At 47.8% G+C, this 17,540-nt stretch carries 17 protein-coding genes; 9 read left to right on the top strand and 8 right to left on the bottom strand.

Features of this window, described 5'->3' with window-relative positions:
* Positions 1-38: 38 nt before the first annotated feature.
* The 3 genes from ACN0VA_RS02270 to ACN0VA_RS02260 form a co-directional block, all read right to left on the bottom strand.
* Positions 39-1,457, bottom strand: a complete 1,419-nt coding sequence (locus ACN0VA_RS02270) for a hypothetical protein (RefSeq protein ID WP_417819570.1) — start codon at positions 1,455-1,457, stop codon at positions 39-41.
* Positions 1,458-1,522: 65 nt separating this feature from the next.
* Positions 1,523-1,960, bottom strand: coding sequence for a thermonuclease family protein (locus tag ACN0VA_RS02265; RefSeq protein WP_417819569.1), 438 nt, complete (start codon positions 1,958-1,960; stop codon positions 1,523-1,525).
* 111 nt (positions 1,961-2,071) lie between these two features.
* The gene (locus tag ACN0VA_RS02260; protein ID WP_417819568.1) at positions 2,072-2,281 is read right to left on the bottom strand and encodes a DUF1674 domain-containing protein; all 210 of its coding nucleotides are present in this window, start codon (positions 2,279-2,281) and stop codon (positions 2,072-2,074) included.
* Between the two features lie 85 nt (positions 2,282-2,366).
* Between ACN0VA_RS02260 and htpX the strand changes: the two genes are divergently transcribed.
* On the top strand, positions 2,367-3,287 hold the full coding sequence (gene htpX / locus ACN0VA_RS02255; RefSeq protein ID WP_417819567.1) for a zinc metalloprotease HtpX: 921 nt from the start codon (positions 2,367-2,369) through the stop codon (positions 3,285-3,287).
* Here htpX and ACN0VA_RS02250 read toward each other — a convergent pair.
* Positions 3,268-4,584, bottom strand: coding sequence for a hypothetical protein (locus ACN0VA_RS02250; protein ID WP_417819566.1), 1,317 nt, complete (start codon positions 4,582-4,584; stop codon positions 3,268-3,270). The genes htpX and ACN0VA_RS02250 overlap by 20 nt on opposite strands.
* 140 nt (positions 4,585-4,724) lie before the next feature.
* Between ACN0VA_RS02250 and ACN0VA_RS02245 the strand changes: the two genes are divergently transcribed.
* Entirely contained in the window at positions 4,725-5,948 is a 1,224-nt protein-coding gene (locus ACN0VA_RS02245) for an RsmB/NOP family class I SAM-dependent RNA methyltransferase (RefSeq protein WP_417819565.1), read from the top strand.
* Positions 5,949-5,998: 50 nt separating this feature from the next.
* Here the strand turns inward: ACN0VA_RS02245 and ACN0VA_RS02240 are convergent, their stop codons facing one another.
* Entirely contained in the window at positions 5,999-6,322 is a 324-nt protein-coding gene (locus ACN0VA_RS02240; protein ID WP_417819564.1) for a heavy metal-binding domain-containing protein, read from the bottom strand.
* A 132-nt stretch (positions 6,323-6,454) separates the two neighbouring features.
* Between ACN0VA_RS02240 and ACN0VA_RS02235 the strand changes: the two genes are divergently transcribed.
* Positions 6,455-8,227: a tetratricopeptide repeat protein gene (locus tag ACN0VA_RS02235; protein ID WP_417819563.1), complete on the top strand. Its 1,773-nt coding sequence runs from the start codon at positions 6,455-6,457 to the stop codon at positions 8,225-8,227.
* A gap of 276 nt (positions 8,228-8,503) precedes the next feature.
* Here ACN0VA_RS02235 and purH read toward each other — a convergent pair whose 3' ends face one another.
* A complete protein-coding gene (purH, locus tag ACN0VA_RS02230) occupies positions 8,504-10,075 on the bottom strand; it encodes a bifunctional phosphoribosylaminoimidazolecarboxamide formyltransferase/IMP cyclohydrolase (protein WP_417819562.1) in 1,572 nt (523 codons plus the stop codon).
* A 228-nt stretch (positions 10,076-10,303) separates the two neighbouring features.
* Between purH and ACN0VA_RS02225 the strand changes: the two genes are divergently transcribed.
* Positions 10,304-10,738, top strand: a complete 435-nt coding sequence (locus ACN0VA_RS02225; RefSeq protein WP_417819561.1) for a hypothetical protein — start codon at positions 10,304-10,306, stop codon at positions 10,736-10,738.
* Positions 10,739-11,016: 278 nt separating this feature from the next.
* Here the strand turns inward: ACN0VA_RS02225 and ACN0VA_RS02220 are convergent, their stop codons facing one another.
* On the bottom strand, positions 11,017-11,898 hold the full coding sequence (locus tag ACN0VA_RS02220; protein ID WP_417819560.1) for a LysR substrate-binding domain-containing protein: 882 nt from the start codon (positions 11,896-11,898) through the stop codon (positions 11,017-11,019).
* Positions 11,899-12,002: 104 nt separating this feature from the next.
* Here ACN0VA_RS02220 and ACN0VA_RS02215 point away from each other — a divergent pair, with 104 nt between their 5' ends.
* The 5 genes from ACN0VA_RS02215 to ACN0VA_RS02195 all read left to right on the top strand — a co-directional run bounded on the left by ACN0VA_RS02215 (position 12,003) and on the right by ACN0VA_RS02195 (position 15,316).
* Positions 12,003-13,121: an S-(hydroxymethyl)glutathione dehydrogenase/class III alcohol dehydrogenase gene (locus tag ACN0VA_RS02215; protein ID WP_417819559.1), complete on the top strand. Its 1,119-nt coding sequence runs from the start codon at positions 12,003-12,005 to the stop codon at positions 13,119-13,121.
* A 20-nt stretch (positions 13,122-13,141) separates the two neighbouring features.
* A complete protein-coding gene (gene fghA, locus ACN0VA_RS02210; protein ID WP_417819558.1) occupies positions 13,142-13,984 on the top strand; it encodes an S-formylglutathione hydrolase in 843 nt (280 codons plus the stop codon).
* An 80-nt stretch (positions 13,985-14,064) separates the two neighbouring features.
* Positions 14,065-14,274: a TA system antitoxin ParD family protein gene (locus tag ACN0VA_RS02205; RefSeq protein WP_417819557.1), complete on the top strand. Its 210-nt coding sequence runs from the start codon at positions 14,065-14,067 to the stop codon at positions 14,272-14,274.
* Positions 14,274-14,543, top strand: a complete 270-nt coding sequence (locus ACN0VA_RS02200) for a type II toxin-antitoxin system RelE/ParE family toxin (protein WP_417819556.1) — start codon at positions 14,274-14,276, stop codon at positions 14,541-14,543. The genes ACN0VA_RS02205 and ACN0VA_RS02200 overlap by 1 nt, the downstream gene beginning before the upstream one ends.
* A 107-nt stretch (positions 14,544-14,650) precedes the next feature.
* Positions 14,651-15,316, top strand: coding sequence for a hypothetical protein (locus tag ACN0VA_RS02195; protein WP_417819555.1), 666 nt, complete (start codon positions 14,651-14,653; stop codon positions 15,314-15,316).
* A gap of 94 nt (positions 15,317-15,410) precedes the next feature.
* Here ACN0VA_RS02195 and acs read toward each other — a convergent pair whose 3' ends face one another.
* Positions 15,411-17,348: an acetate--CoA ligase gene (gene acs, locus ACN0VA_RS02190; RefSeq protein WP_417819554.1), complete on the bottom strand. Its 1,938-nt coding sequence runs from the start codon at positions 17,346-17,348 to the stop codon at positions 15,411-15,413.
* Positions 17,349-17,540 lie beyond the last annotated feature (192 nt).

Raw genomic sequence — 17,540 nt, 5'->3', positions numbered from 1 at the left:
GTAAATAACGAATTCAGCGTTTTTCCGGCTTATTTGACTCAATTTAACAAGTCATTTTCAATATCTTCTTCAATCTGTTCCTTCAGACTTTGTGCCCGCAAAATATTCTTATCAATCACATGCGCCAATTGCACTTTGCCGTTTTCCGCATAATAGGACCGCGCTTCGTTAAAACACATCAGGGCATGTTCAATCCAGGCCACCGTTGACGGGTCACGTTTGGCTAAGGCAAATAAAGTTGCCCCCAAATTATTTTGCGTATTCGCCCATTGGGCGGGATATTTTTCCGGTGTATAGATTTTTAACACCGCCTGAAAGGCCACACCGGCTTGTTCCAATGACTGCGCCCCTTTCACCATTTGCCCATGCAACATCAAAGCCTTTGCCATATGCGACATAGCATCGGCCCAATTCAGCGGATATCGTTTTTGTGTGTAAACATCCAAAGATTTTTTAAAATAACGTGCTGCTTTTTGCAGATAATCCGGCTCGCTCAAACTACGGCCCATGCGCGCGCACATACCCGCAATACGCATCTGAACAGCGGCCCATTCCAACGGATAGGATTTGGGGGTGAAAACAGTGCAAACCCCTTCAAAATGGCGAATGGCCTGTTCAATATGTTCAACCGCCTGCTTATCTTCCTTATGGGTTGCCATTTCTTCAAACAACCAACCATAATGATTATTGACCAAGGCCCATTCCTGCGGTGTTTTTTCTTTTTCAACCAAATCTTCCCAAGTCTTAAAGGCTTTTAAGGCCGGGTCGAACCAGCCAAGTTCCTTGGCGCGACGCGCAATATTGGCCAGAACAACCGCACACATGCCCATTGTGGAAACCTTCACCGGCTGACTGGTTTTACGCGGGCTTAATCCAGCGGGTAATTTGGTCAACGGATCAACCGCATTCAATAAATGTTCACCGATCTTCAATGCCTGACTGGGATGAGATGGCACACACGCTGCAAAAATAGCCGCATACAAAACATCCAGTGATCCCATATCCGGTTCAAACGGCACCAACAAGTTTTCGGCAAAACCGGGCATGCCTAAATTGGCATTTCCCACAACACCACTTAAAAAATACCACCGCACAGACTGTAATTCAGGTTCCACCTTGCCCCAAATCAACAGGTCGGCCCCTTCTTTTTGCAATAACGCGCGCCCATCCCGCAAAACATCTTCAAATTGATTTTCCAACGTTCCTTTATTGGTTCGCTTAAAAACATGGGCCGTACGACGCGCAGATAACCCGGCACGTTCATTTAAGGGGATAACAACGCCCTGAAGCAAGGCTTCCTTGGCTTCATCACTGGCAAATTTTCCTTCAGGCTCGGCGATTAACACATGGACGTCACCAATATCCTGCATAAGCGCCAACGGCCCCTGACCTTCTTCGCCAGTACCTTCTTCGCGCTTTAAAAACCAGTCTACAAATTGGTTGAAAATCGTAACCATTAACGTATCCGTGCGTCACATTCAGCACTAGGGATAGCGCAAAGACTGTTAAGATGGAATAAAAATCACGGACACCATGAACGGCGTTTTTTACCGTCATAGAGTCGCGCCAACCCCTTTTCGATCAGGAATGCGACCGGATCCACCCCTTGATCGGTTTCCAATTGCGCTAAAACCCGGCCCGCATACTTGCCATAATGGATATTTTTTAACCAGATTTTGCGAGATTTGACAATGTCTGTCAGCGCATTCTTAGCCTGCTGCGCGCGATCAATTTCAGCCGCGCACCGCCCACGTAATTCCGGTGTATCAATTTGGGATAACCGTACACGGGTTTGAATATACTGTCCGAGCCAAATTTGCGCACGAACATCCAATGTATCGCCATCAATCACCTGCAAAACCTCGGCACGGATCGGACCGGGCAGAACATCCCTGGCCTCAGCCTTCTGTGCCAACAACATCATGCACATTGATATGATAAAAAAGAAAACCGACCGCATTGATCATTCCTGCCATCCTGACGACAACAGAAATATATCATAACGAGTATAATTTTATCTACACACCAATAAGTGTATTTGTCTAAGTCTAAGACAGGCTACAAGATGCCCTTAAAAATCGACGCAACGCCCGCCTTTTTCCCAATCACCAAAACGGGTCGGGTCGGGGCCTTCGCGTCCACCGACTTCTGCCGGTTTATCTTCCTGATCCGCCATTGTTTCAAATTTACGGGCCGGTTGCGGGGCAATCGGGCGGCCATCTTCGTTGCGCACAACGTCGGTTGCTGTAAACTTCGGCTTATTTTCGGATGATTCAGACATGACGGAACCTCAAAGGGGTTGCGGATTTAAGTTCTTTCTCCCTAAATACTCAGTGTTCAGTAATTTTGCAATGGAATTAGAGCCTATGAGCTACGCACGCACCGCCTTGTTACTAGCTGGCATGACCGGTTTGTTCCTCGCGATCGGATATATGATCGGTGGCGAAAGCGGTATGGTCATTGCCTTTGTCATTGCCTTGGGCATGAATGCCTTTTCCTACTGGAATTCCGACAAAGTGGTTTTGCGCATGTATGGCGCACGCCCCGTCGATGCCCAAAGCGCACCGGAATTTTACCAGATGGTCGCAGACCTTGCCAAACGGGCCAACCTGCCCATGCCCAAAGTCTATATCATGGAAAATCCGCAACCCAACGCTTTTGCCACCGGGCGCAATCCTGAAAATGCAGCCGTTGCCGCCACCACGGGCTTGCTGAACATGCTGTCACCTGAAGAAATCGCAGGCGTTATGGCGCACGAACTCGCCCATGTTAAAAACCGCGATACCTTGATTATGACCATCACAGCCACAATCGCCGGGGCCATTTCCATGCTGGCCAACTTCGCCTTTTTCTTTGGCGGGTCCAGTGATAACCGCAATAATCCACTCGGTCCCATCGGCGGGATTTTAATTATGATCCTCGCCCCAATGGCGGCTATGCTGGTGCAAATGCTGATTTCCAGAACCCGTGAATATGAAGCGGACCGGATCGGGGCCGAGATTTGCGGGCAACCCATGTGGCTGGCCAGTGCCTTGAACAAAATGCATCAAGGGGCTTCCCTCATTGATAATCATGCAGCGGAAAATAATCCGGCAACCGCCCATATGTTTATTGTCAATCCGCTGCATGGACGCAAAACCGACAGTTTATTTTCCACCCACCCCAATATGGAAAACCGCATCGCTGCCCTCAAAAAAATGGCACAAACCCAACCCACGCGCCGCACCAGCCGTTCGCGTATTCCTGAAACAAAAACAAATGATAACATCAAGGGTCCTTGGGGGTAGACGCGGCCCTTAACTCCAGCATAGACAGTTTGCTGCGCTCGATTAAACGCAACAGTCTATCTTCCTCGGTTTTATTGTCGGCACGTTGATAGACGGTCAAGGCCGTTTCATACAGACCAATCGCATATTCAAACCCATTCGGGTCGGACAGTTGCTCCCCATAACTGGAATAAACGTACCCTAACTGGCGATGTAATTTGGCCCAGATTATTGGGGCTTTATCTTTTGGCAGCGTTTCAATTGCATTGCGATACAAAGAAACCGCTTCTTCAAAATCAGCCTTTTTACCTGTCAATTGCGCCTTGAGTTTCATCGAGCGGGCCTGATGGGATTGCGCAGAAATCCACGGCATTAAATCGCGTGATTTATTATAAAAATCCATTGATTTATCAAAATACCCAATGGATTGATCCAGAAATTCTATATTTTTCTGCGCTTTTCCAACTTCTTGAACCAAAATGCCTAGATTATGCAAGGACGTTGCTAACGTATAATATAAATCTGTATCCTTTAGACGATCCAAAACCAACAAATAGGCATCCGTTGCCTTTTTGACTTGCTTTTCTGTCATATTTTCAATGGCTTGCATGGCTTCAATATCTGCAATCGCATTAATCGACATGGCCCAACGTTCCAGATTTTTCTCTTGCGAATAAGCCTGAGACGCTTCTTGAAAAGCCATTTTGGCCAATGTTAAATTGGCGATATCACGATCCAGATAATATAAAGATGAATAAGAGACTCCCAAACTATGATGCAGGTTCGCCCACAATTGTGGATGCTCTGCTTGGTCAATCTGATCAAGGGCGGCCTTAAACGCACTGGTCGCGCCTTGTGCCCATTTGATATCGTCTTCAACATCACTTAAATCACTGAGTGTTGCGCCCAACTGGTTATAGAAATGCGCGCGCGTTTTAGCGTTTTTAATCTTTTCCAGATCTGGAACCACCTGTTGCAAGACGGATAAGGCGTTTTTCAACCCATAAACAACGTTTGTATCCTTGCTTTTTTCACGAATATAAAGCACCTGATTGAGCTTATATTCCATATAGAGTTCCGGTTTGAACGCCAAAGCCAACTGTGCGGCTTTTTTGTAATAGTCAATCGCTGGCTCATATTGTTTTCGATCCGCAAATTGAGCCGCTTTTTTTCCATACACCACCATACGCACAAGGTTTTCACATTCTTCAGTATGGGCCCGTGCCCCCTTACAATCAGATGGCAGGTTATTATTTGTCACACAGCCAGAAAACGTAATAACAACAAATAGAAACGATAAGAAACGGACAAAAAACATCGGACACTTCCCTGACTCAACATATGACATTAATCTACTTAGCATTTTCTATGAAAGGATGTGAACGGTTTAATATACTTGTCCCCTCTGCCTTTTTAAACTAAGAGTCGGCCATTCAGACAAATAAAGGGATGATCGTTATGCCACGCCGAATTGCCTATGATGTACTTTGTCAGGTTTTGGGTAAAAAACGCCCGATGGACGAGGCTTTTAATTCGCATCCCCATCTGGATAAGCTCACGCCGAAAGCCAAGTCTTTTTCCCGCGCGCTTCTAACCACAACCATGCGCCATAAGGGTTTTATCGATCATTTAATCGATGAATGTCTGGACAAACGACCCAAAGGGGCGGCCCGTGATATTCTGAACGTGATGCGTCTTGGCGTCGCCCAGCTTTATTTTATGCATGTACCGGCGCATGCGGTTTTGTCCGAAGCACAAATTTTGACCGGGCGGGTCGATTTTATGCAGTATAAAAAACTGGTCAATGCGGTCCTGCGCCGAATTGATCGTGAACAAGCTGAAAAAGAATTTCCCCCGGCCTTTATCGCAGAAAAAAATATTCCCATCTGGTTGATCGAAAGCTGGAAAAACGCCTATGGTGAAGAGGCTGCCCAAGCCATTGCCCTGGCACACCTGAAAGAACCCCCGCTGGACATTACCCCAAAATATAACGACGAAGCCGCCATTTGGGCCAAGCGTTTGAACGGGGAAATTCTGCCCAACGGCAGCATCCGTCTGTCCATCGGCGGGCGGATTGAGGAACTGGACGGGTATGGCAATGGGTCATGGTGGGTGCAGGATGCGGCTGCCACCCATCCCGTCACTCTGTTAGGCGATGTCAAAGGCAAGACCGTGCTGGATCTTTGCGCGGCCCCCGGGGGCAAAACCATGCAGCTTGCGGCGCTTGGCGCAAACGTAACCGCCGTGGATAAATCCACCAACCGCCTGAAAAAATTGGAAGAAAACCTAACCCGCACCCATCTTAAGGCAGACATTCTGACCAAAGACCTGATGGAATGGCAACCGGATTGTGAATTTGATGCCATATTGCTGGATGCGCCCTGCACCGCAACCGGCACCTTGCGCCGCCACCCTGATGGGTTATGGACGAAAAAATCAGACGATATCCGGGCGATGGCTGATATTCAGGGCACCCTTTGGCACCGTGCGAGCCGTTGGGTAAAAGTCGGCGGCACCATCGTTTATTGCACCTGTTCCCTGCAACCCGAAGAAGGCGAGCTGATGTTAAAGGCTTTCTTGAAAGGCCATGCCAATTTCGAACAAGTCGGCGATGTCTATCGCAACCTGCCCGGTGCAGGTGGTGACGGTTTCTTCGCCGTTGCAGTTAAACGAACATCCTGAAAAGAAACATCCCGGCCTTAAGCCGGGATTTCTCTTTTAAATTATATCACTTAGCCCAGCTTTACCGCTGTGCCGTTGGCGGACACCATCAACATGGTTTTTTGATCGCCACCGATAACTTCGTAATCCAGATCAACCGCAACAACCGCATCGGCCCCCAGACTTTGCGCGTCTTCCATCATATCAGCCAAGGCAGCTTCTTTGGCTTTGCGAAATTCTTTTTCATAGGCACCGGACCGACCGCCCACAACATCACGGATCCCGGCAAAGAAATCCTTAAACAGGTTCGCCCCCAAAATTGCTTCCCCAGAAACGATCCCGCAATATTGCGTTACAGATTTGCCTTCAACACTATCGGTCGTGGTTACGATCATATCTTTAATCCCTTAAATCAAAAAAACAATTCCCAACAGAATAGCAGGATCACGACGAGAGGGAAGGAGAAAGATTTTGCAACCTTATGTCATGTTTTGTAAGATCAACCCAACTCATAAGGGGCAGGGTAAATGGCAGAGCAAAGTCTATGGAATGAAGTGATCACGACAATCAAAAATTACTCTGATATTTTAGGGGCCTTTGATAGTCTTCTGGCAATTTTGACTATACCTTTTGGCATTGCCGCTTGGGGTATTGTTCGGCTGTTCAAAGTTTTCGAAAAAAAGGACATCAAAGACCAAGCCGTTTCTGACCTCTACGTTCTATATGACGATTTAAAAAAGCAGCTTGAAAATATTCAAGACCCATCAGACCCCCGTTTTGAACGCCTGCGCAAAATTCAGGAAGAAATCGAAAAACGTATTGATGATAGTCTGGTCGAACGCGCCGCCCAGCAAGGGATCCTGATTGAAGATGAAGCCGATGAAAAACGTGATCAAGCCGTCAAAGAACTGGTTGTTCACGCCAAAGATGATCAACAGCGAAAGGCCCTGTCGTTAATTGCCGAGGGTAATATCGACGGCGGTCTTGATCTTTTGGCATCACAAGCCCAAAAAGCCAGCGAAAATGCAGAAACCGCCCAACACGAAGCCATCAATCAATGGCGACGCATTGGGGAATTGGCCTATGGCGTGGACCGAAAACGTGCCCTCGCTGCGTTTGAAAAAGTGATGGAACTGACCCCACATGCCCAAGCATGGGACTATATCTATCTTGCGCGCCTTTATATCAACAGCGCTCAACGAGAGAATGCCTTGGCAACCGTTGAACAAGGCCTGACCGTTATTGATGCGAAAGATCGTGATTATTTTGTTTTACTGGCTGAAAAAAGTAAAATTTCAATCCTCATCGGTGATCGAGAAGACGCACACAGCAATTTACAAACCGTCCACCAATATATGTTAGCGCGTGCCAACCGTGACCCTGAAAATACCGAATGGCAACGCGATCTTTCCATTTCTTATAATAAAATCGCAGATGTCTTACGCGACAAAGGAAAGGCCGATGACGCCCTGAACCACTATCAAAAATCCTTGGAAATTCGGCAAAACCTTGCAAAGTACGATCCCGAAAATACCCAGTGGCAACGCGATCTTTCCGTTTCTTATGATAAAATCGCAGATGTCTTACACGACAAAGGAAAGGCCGATGACGCCCTGAACCACTATCAAAAATCCTTGGAGATTGTCCTAAAACTTGCAAAGCACGATCCGGAAAATGCCGAGTGGCAACGCGATCTTTCCATTTCTTATGACAAAATCGCAGATGTCTTACACGACAAAGGAGAGGCCGATGACGCCCTGAATCACTATCAAAAATCCTTGGAAATTCGGCAAAACCTTGCAAAGCACGATCCGGAAAATGCCGAATGGCAACGCGATCTTTCGGTTTCTTATGACAGAATCGCAGATGTCTTACGCGACAAAGGAAAGGCCGATGACGCCCTGAACCACTATCAAAAATCCTTGGAGATTGTCCTAAAACTTGCAAAGCACGATCCCGAAAATGCCCAGTGGCAACGCGATCTTTCCGTTTCTTATAATAAAATCGCAAATGTCTTACGCGACAAAGGAAAAGCCGATGACGCCCTGAACCACTATCAAAAATCCTTGGAAATTCGGCAAAACCTTGCAAAGCACGACCCGGAAAATACCCAGTGGCAACGCGATCTCTTGGTAAGTTATGCCAAGCTTGCCAGCACACCGGGCAGCAAGGTGAGTTGGCAGCAGGCAGTGGATCAAGTATTGGCAATGGAAAAACGAGGGATTTTAAATCCCGTGGACCATTGGATGATTGAACAGTGTCAAAAAAATCTGGCGGCAGAAAAGGCTGCGGCACAGTAAGGAGGTGGTGCGGTATCCCATCTTTTTCGTCATCCCCGACTTTGATCGGGGATCCAGTCTGCCCCGGATATAAAGCACAAACCCTTTGATTTGGCTGGATCCCGTATCACGTGCGGGATGACGGAGGGCGGTATATCGGGGGGAGGGGGGAGAAAAATGGAAAATGCAAAACGATAGCGTCACAATGGAAATCTCTTTCATCCATTGCCGACAAAAAAAGAGCCCGTCATTGTCCGACGGGCTCTTTTTGTCTTTAGGTTTAAACCCTTTTTCGCCTTAGTGGCGGAAGTGGCGCATACCGGTGAAGACCATGGCGAGGCCACGTTCATTGGCTGCGGCAATGACTTCTTCATCCCGGATAGAACCACCCGGCTGGATGACGGCAGTGGCACCGGCTTCAGCCGCTTCGATCAAACCGTCAGCAAACGGGAAGAACGCATCAGAGGCCACAACAGACCCTTTTGCCCAGCTTTCAGAATCCCCTGCGGTTTTCGCCGCTTGTTCAGCCCGGAAAGCGGCAATTCGGCAAGAATTTACCCGGCTCATTTGACCCGCGCCAACACCAACGGTCATGTTGTTTTTACAGTAAATAATCGCGTTTGATTTCACATGCTTACAAACGGTGAAGGCAAAGCGCAGGTCTTTCATTTCCGCTTCTGTCGGTTGACGTTCGGTCACAACCTTGAAGTCGTCGGAGAAAATCTGGTTGTCTTTGGATTGAACCAGCAAACCACCGGACATGGTTTTGACCATATCAGCCGTATCGCCTGCATTGGGCATGCCACCAGTTTGCAAAACACGAACATTTTTCTTACCGGACAAAATCGCTAGTGCATCTTCGTCAATTTGCGGGGCAATCACCACTTCGAGGAAGATTTTAGACAGTTCTTCAGCCGTTGCACCGTCCAATGTTTTGTTAAAGGCCACGATCCCGCCAAAAGCACTTTCGGTATCACACGAATAAGCACGCAGGTAAGCGTCTTTCAGGTTATCGCCAACAGCCACACCACAAGGGTTGGCATGTTTGACAATCACGCAAGCCGTATCGTCTTTAAATTCTGACACCAGTTCAAACGCGGCGTCCGTATCGTTGACGTTGTTATAAGATAGTTCTTTGCCGTTCAACTGTTCTGCCGTTGCCACGCCGGGGCGGTTTTCGCCTGTGACATAAAAGGCTGCAGACTGGTGGGAGTTTTCACCATAACGCATGGTTTGTTTCAATTCCCCGGCAAACACTTTTCGTTTCGGGTAATCGATTTCCAGCTGTTTGGCATACCAGTTTGAAATGGCCGCATCATAAGCACCAGTTCGTGCATAAGCCGTTGCCGACATTTTTTTGCGGAACTCTTCGGTTGTGCCGTTGTTTGCGTTTAACTCTTCCAGAACCAGCGCGTAATCTTCAACATCCACGACGGTACAGACACCTTGCCAGTTTTTCGCTGCCGCGCGGATCATCGCCGGACCGCCAATATCGATATTTTCAATACAGGTATCGAAATCCGCACCCGCCGCCACAGTGGATTCGAACGGATACAGGTTCACTGCCAGCAAATCAATCGGGGCAATATCGTGTTCTGCCATCGCGGCGACATGTTCGTCATTGTCGCGCAGGGCCAGCAAGCCACCGTGGATTTTAGGATGCAAAGTCTTAACACGACCATCCATAATTTCCGGGAAACCGGTATGGGAAGAAACCTCGATCACCGGGATACCGGCATCTTTCAATGTTTTGAACGTGCCGCCCGTGGACAACAGCTCAACACCTTTGTCAGCCAGGGCCTGAGCGAACTCAACAAGGCCGGTTTTATCGGAAACGGAAAGCAATGCGCGACGGATGGGAGTAGCCATGATACGACCCAAGCTCCTACAAAATAATATGGGTTGGAATATATGGCGCACCTCATACCAGATGTAGGGGCACTTGTTAAGGGTACAATGCGAAATATCGTGCCTTTGGCAGAATTTATATCATTACACTTCTGCATAATAGAAATTGTATAATTCAACTGTTAGAATATAAAACAAAAAAAAGAAAAGACCGTTACCGTCCGAACAACCCCTTATTCGGAGTTTTATATGAAACGGGTTCTCATCATTCTTGTCTTACTTCTGACATGGCACACGCCTGCGCAGAGCAAACAGGTATTGACGGTCGGCGTCTATTCTTTTGAACCCTATTTTATCATTGCCGAAGATGGCACCCTCGGCGGCATATGGAAAGACCTTTTAGATCAAGAACTTGGGAAGTTAGACCTGCAACCAGTTTACAAAGCCTTGCCGCCACCACGCCTTGCCCAAAACATTATATTAGGGCGCATAGATATGACCATTTCCGCCCATCACATCAATGTCAGTGATCATGTTTTTTACGGCAATCACCCGGTTGGCCGCATTACATTAAACGCTTACCATAAAAAAGACCGCCCCCAATTTCCGATCTATCCGAATTACGGGGCAAGAGTGTTCTGGTCATTCGGGGTTATGCCTATGACGGGCGGATCCAGTTCTTAAAAGACCCCGCAAATAAAATTACCGTCCTTGAAACAGCCAAACATCAAGATGCCATCCGGCAATTGCAAAACGGCAATGTGGATTATTTACTGGATTATGAACGCCCGATACAAAATGCCATAAAAAGAAATCAAATGGCCCCCGATGACTTTCATATTGATTTAATCTCTAAATACTCCGCCTATTTTGTCATTTCGAAACGGTCCAAAAATGCCAGAACCATAATGGATTCACTGGATCAGAAGCTTATGGATACACAATCGCCCCAATAATTGCCTCTAAGGCAAAGGTTTTGCCAATTTCTCCGTCAAATAATCGATAAAAATCCGCACTTTGGAAGACAAATGGCGGTTCGGTGGATAGATGGCCCAGATGCCTTCACGTTCGGGCTGAAAATTTTTCAGGATCGTCACGATCTCGCCACGCCTTAACACGTCCCCCAGATAATATTCCGGCAATTGGACAATCCCGCGCCCGGCCAGCGCCATGCTTAACAATGTCGGCCCATTATTACAGCGCATATTGCCGCTTACCCGGATATTGCGCGCTTTGCCTTCCACCGTTAAACGCCAGTAATCCAACGTCCCCAGCAGGCAATTATGATTTTCAAGTTCTGACAAAGTATGCGGTTCCCCATATCTGTTTAAATAATCGGGGGCCGCACAGATATGCAGGGTGCGACTCGCCAGTTTTTTCGCAATCATGGATGAATCTTCAAGTTTACCCAAGCGGATCGCCAGATCAAAACCACCGTCAATCAGGTCCAGTTGTCGATTGGTCAATTCCAAATCAACCTGCAAACCATCATGCAAGACCATAAAATCCCCGATAAGCGGGGCCAAAATCTTTTCCCCATAGGCCACGGGTGCCGTAAAACGCAACTTGCCCACGGGTTTGTCCTGCAGGTTTAAAACCGCGCGTTCCGCCTCCCGCAGGCCATCCAACAAGGGCCGACAATGTTGAAAATACAAATGCCCAACCTCGCTTAAGGAGACTTTGCGTGTGGTGCGATGAAACAGCTTTACGCCCAAACGGTCTTCCAATGCGCCGACCTGACGACTGATATGGGCAACAGAACTGCTTAAACGCTTGGCAGCGCTTGTGAAACTGCCTGTTTCCGCCACATGGATAAATTCGAGAAGCCCGTCAAAATCTTTCATTATGTCTATTTAGTAAAAATGTTTTGTTATTTTCATACATTATCATTCCAACAGAAATAATTATACTCCTTTTAACGCATTCATTCTTTGAAAAGGACAAAACCATGATCAAGTGTAAAGCCGCCATTGCCTGGGGTCCGAAACAGCCCCTCTCTATCGAAGAGATTGAGGTCATGCCCCCAAAGGCAGGCGAGGTCCTTGTAAAGATCGTGGCAACCGGGGTTTGTCATACCGATGCCTTCACCCTGTCGGGCGAAGACCCTGAAGGGATTTTCCCCGCCATTTTAGGTCACGAAGGCGGCGGTATCGTTGAACAGGTTGGCGAAGGCGTCACCAGCGTCGCTGTTGGGGATCATGTTATTCCGCTTTATACACCGGAATGTGGGGAATGTAAGTTCTGTAAATCCGGTAAAACCAACCTGTGCCAGAAAATCCGCGAGACACAAGGCAAGGGCTTGATGCCGGACGGAACCACCCGTTTTTATAAAGATGGAAAACCGATTTATCACTATATGGGCACCTCGACTTTTTCCGAATATACGGTCCTGCCGGAAATTTCGTTGGCAAAGGTCAACCCAAAGGCCCCGTTGGAAGAAGTTTGTTTGCTGGGTTGCGGCGTCACCACCGGCATGGGCGCGGTTATGAATACCGCCAAAGTACAGGAAGGCGATACGGTCGCAATCTTCGGCCTCGGCGGGATTGGTTTGTCTGCCATCATCGGTGCGGCAATGGCCAAAGCATCACGCATCATCGGTATTGATATTAACGAAAGCAAATTTGAACTTGCCAAAAAACTGGGGGCAACCGATTGCGTCAACCCGCAAAAATTCGACAAACCCATTCAAGATGTAATTGTGGATATGACCGATGGCGGGGTCGATTATTCCTTTGAATGTATCGGCAATGTCAACGTTATGCGCTCCGCCCTTGAATGCTGCCATAAAGGCTGGGGCGAGTCCGTGATTATCGGGGTAGCCGGGGCCGGTCAGGAAATCAGCACCCGTCCATTTCAGCTTGTCACCGGGCGTGTCTGGCGCGGAACCGCCTTTGGCGGGGTGAAAGGGCGCTCAGAACTGCCCGATTATGTGGAACGTTATCTCGCCGGTGAATTTAAACTGGATGATTTCATCACCCATACCATGAAGCTGGAAGACATCAACGAGGCCTTTGATCTGATGCATGAAGGCAAAAGTATCCGCAGCGTTATTCATTTCGATAAGTAAATAAAAAGGATAACCCTGCTATGACCTTGGAAAATCTATCGACCAACAAAAGCTTCGGCGGGTGGCATAAACAATATCGCCACCCAAGCGAAAGCCTGAACTGTGACATGCGCTTTGCGATCTTTCTACCCCCACAAGCCAGCGAAAAGTCACCCGTTCCGGTGCTTTACTGGCTGTCCGGCCTGACTTGCACGGATGAAAATTTCATGCAAAAAGCAGGCGCCCATCGCATCGCGGCAGAACTTGGCATTGCCATTGTCGCCCCGGACACCAGCCCACGCGGCGACGATGTCCCCGATGACGTGGACGGGTCTTACGATTTTGGTCTGGGGGCAGGGTTTTACCTGAATGCCACACAAAGCCCGTGGAACACACATTATCACATGTATGATTATGTGGTGTCTGAGCTGCCCACCTTGATTGAAAAGACATTTCCGGTTACGAAACAACGCTTCATCAGCGGGCATTCTATGGGTGGGCATGGGGCCTTGACCATCGGGCTTAAAAACCCGGATCTTTATAGTTCCATCACCGCCTTCAGCCCCATCTGCAACCCAACCCAGACCCCGTGGGGACAAAAGGCTTTTCAACATTATCTCGGCGATGACCGCGAAATTTGGAAAGACTATGATGCATGTGAATTACTGAAAAAGGGCAAAGCCTCACAAGCCATTCTGGTCGATCAAGGCCTGAGTGACGACTTTCTCGAAAAAGAACTCAAACCGGAACGTTTAGCTGCGGCCGCACAAGAAAACAGCACAAACCTAACCTTGCGCCAACACGAAGGCTATGACCACAGCTACTACTTCATCGCGAGCTTCATCGAGGATCATTTGCGTTTTCATAATGGACATCGGGAATAAACGCTCAAAAAAAGAATAATTAGGTTCCGAAAAGGTCCAAAAAGGACTATAATAACTCCAATTAAATTTTGGAGTTTATTATGTCTGTGAATGTGAAATTATCCGAAGAGTTAGTAGCCGAGGCAAAGCGTTTGGGGAAAGTTCATCACCGATCCCTGCCCAAACAAATTGAATATTGGTCACAAATGGGCAAGATCGCGGAAGAAAACCCCGATCTACCCTTTGCCATGATTAAAGATATTCTAATTGCCCGTGAAGAAGAGGCAACAGAAGAATATAGCTTTGATTAATGGTTAAAATTCTTCAAACACCCACTTTTAAAAGAGCAATCAAACGTCTGCATAAACAGGAAAAGCAAGAGCTTGATAAAGCTATACGCACCATTGCCACTGCTCCCAACACAGGCGAAGCAAAAATGGGAGATCTGGCCGGTGTCAGAGTTCATAAATTTAAAATGAACAAACAATTGACCCTTTTGGCTTACGAACCTCTAGCAGATACCATCAAATTATTAGCCTTGGGAAGCCATGAGAACTTCTATCGTGATTTGAAACGATAAAGGTCTACGCAAGTAATCAGCGGATAACACTCCACATAATAATCTTTATTTACGCATGTTTTTGAATTATTATGCGCAATAATTTAATTTTATGAATAGGAGTTGATATGGCTTTTAGAGCGGATGAAGCAGTAATAAAAGGCAGGGAAAGAGCAGTTCAAAACCTTGTCCCCCATAGTTTAACAGGGAAAGAAAAACGAGAACGTGAAGACTTTGTTTTAGAATTGATTAACCGTCTAGGAAATGTTGTTGACGCCTATCCGTCATGGCATCCCTTGGTTTCACATAATCAGGATGAGCGTTGCCCAAATACCATACCTAATAATCGATGTGGATATAAAAGATTAGAGCATACTGTGCATTTCATGAATGGATTTGTGACGTGCCCGTACAATAATAGTCAAGAAGTCATTCATTCTGTTGAAAGTTTTCCTAACAGTGATATTTTTCACATCACAGCTGAACGCTTAAACGTCGAATTACACAATACGGGCACTGAACCTGTTTTAGTTGAATGCCATTGGAACCTAAATATGCAAGATGATGGCATGATACCTAAACGTTTGGCTGTTGCAATGATGTTGGAAACAGAAGTTCCTTGCTGGCGGAACTCTGATTATGGGGAAACTTGGGAGACCATGCGCCCATATTTTCTGGGGTGTCCCCACGGTAGTCGATCTTCATTATTTGTAGACCAAGAAGCCGGACAGGCGATGAAGAAAGTTTGGAATTCTATTATTAATACCGGAATGTATGGCCCTATTAAAGTTTAAATATTCCCCACCTACAACCCACAAAATAAAAACACCCCTTCCACATCACGCAGAAGGGGTGTTTTTTTACTTTACCTGTCAAATAATCAAAAGATTAGTCTGAACGGTTCTGACGGTTTTCGATCAGCTCATCCACAACGCCCGGGTCAGCGAGGGTCGATGTATCACCCAAGGAACCGAAATCGTCTTCGGCGATCTTGCGCAGGATACGGCGCATGATTTTACCGGAGCGGGTTTTCGGCAAGCCCGGTGACCATTGCAGCCAATCCGGTGACGCGATCGGGCCGATTTCTTGGCGCACCCATTTTACCAGCTCTGTTTTCAGCTCGTCACTGGGTTCTTCATCGGCGTTCAGGGTCACATAAACGTAGATCCCCTGACCTTTCAGGTCATGCGGTGCCCCGACAACGGCGGCTTCTGCCACTTTCGGGTGGGCCACAAGGGCGGATTCAACTTCGGCTGTGCCCATACGGTGACCGGAAACGTTGATCACGTCATCCACACGCCCTGTAATCCAGTAATAACCGTCTTCATCCCGGCGCGCGCCGTCACCGGTGAAGTATTTACCCGGATATGTGGAGAAATACGTCTGGATAAAGCGTTCGTGGTCGCCATAGCATGTGCGCATCTGGCCCGGCCAGCTGTCCACAATACACAGGTTGCCTTCGGTCGCACCCTCCAGCGGATTACCTTCGTTATCCACCAGTTCTGGCTGAACACCAAAGAACGGACGGGTCGCAGAACCCGGCTTCAGATCCGTTGCACCCGGCAGCGGCGTAATCAAGATACCGCCTGTTTCGGTTTGCCACCATGTATCAACGATCGGGCATTTGCCTTTACCAACCACGGTATTGTACCAGTTCCAGGCTTCCGGGTTGATCGGCTCACCTACAGAACCAAGAACACGCAGGCTGTCCAGTGAGCATTTTTTCACCGGCTCATCGCCTTCACGCATCAAGGAACGAATAGCCGTCGGTGCGGTGTAGAAGATATTGACTTTATGCTTGTCGCAAACTTCCCAGAAACGTGAAACGCTCGGGTAATTCGGTACGCCTTCAAACATCAAGGTGGTCGCCCCGTTGGCAAGCGGACCATAAACGATGTACGAATGACCGGTTACCCAGCCCACATCGGCTGTACACCAATAAACATCGCCTTCATGGTAATCGAACACATACTGATGCGTCATGGAGGCATAAACCAAATAGCCACCTGTCGTATGCAGAACGCCTTTCGGTTGACCCGTGGAGCCGGATGTATAAAGAATGAACAGCGGGTGTTCAGCATCAAGTTCTTCTGCCGGGCAATCACTGGATGCCGCAGCCGTCACATCTTCGTACCAAACGTCGCGACCCTCTTTCATATTGATGTTGCCGCCTGTGCGTTTCACAACGATACAGGTTTCCACATCAAATTTTTCCATCGCTGCATCGGCATTGGCTTTCAACGGGACTTTACGACCACCGCGCAAACCTTCGTCCGCTGTGATCAAGCATTTTGCATCGCAGCCTCTCAAACGATCTGCCAATGCATCCGGGGAGAACCCGCCAAAGACGATCGAATGGATTGCACCGATACGCGCACAAGCCAGCATGGCAACAGCGGCTTCCGGGATCATCGGCATATAAAGAGTCACACGGTCGCCTTTGGCAACACCGCGGGCCTTCATAGCGTTGGCGAGTTTACAAACGCGCGCATGCAGGTCTTTATAAGTGATGTTTTCAGATTCTGACGGATCGTCACCTTCCCAGATAATCGCAACCTGATCGCCACGTGTTTCAAGGTGGCGGTCCAAACAGTTGTGAGCAACGTTTGTCGTGCCATCTTCAAACCAACGAATATCAACGTTGTGTGTATCGTAAGACGTGTTTTTTACTTTGGTATAAGGCTTGAACCAATCGATCCGCTTACCGTGTTCGCCCCAGAAGGCATCAGGGTTTTCAACGGATTGCTTATACATTTCCAAATATTTTTCGTTGTCAACATGTGCCTTTTGGGCAATCTCGGGGTTGACGGGGTAAATGTCGGACATTTGGTGCGAATCTCCCTAGGTGTGTCTGTTATGAGCACGTATTTTCGTGCTTCGGTTAAACGTGTGTGCATTGCACTGCGCGTGATTATGTCAGAAACTCAGCGCGAAACAAGTGAATAAATCACTGTTCGTCGACGCAACATTGTTTTAAAATTGGTCTTACCGGAGCAGGCATTAGGGGAAATCCCTACT

The sequence above is a fragment of the Terasakiella sp. genome, assembly GCF_048267425.1.
Taxonomy (GTDB): domain Bacteria; phylum Pseudomonadota; class Alphaproteobacteria; order Rhodospirillales; family Terasakiellaceae; genus Terasakiella.
This window is presented reverse-complemented; position numbering and strand designations above follow the sequence as displayed.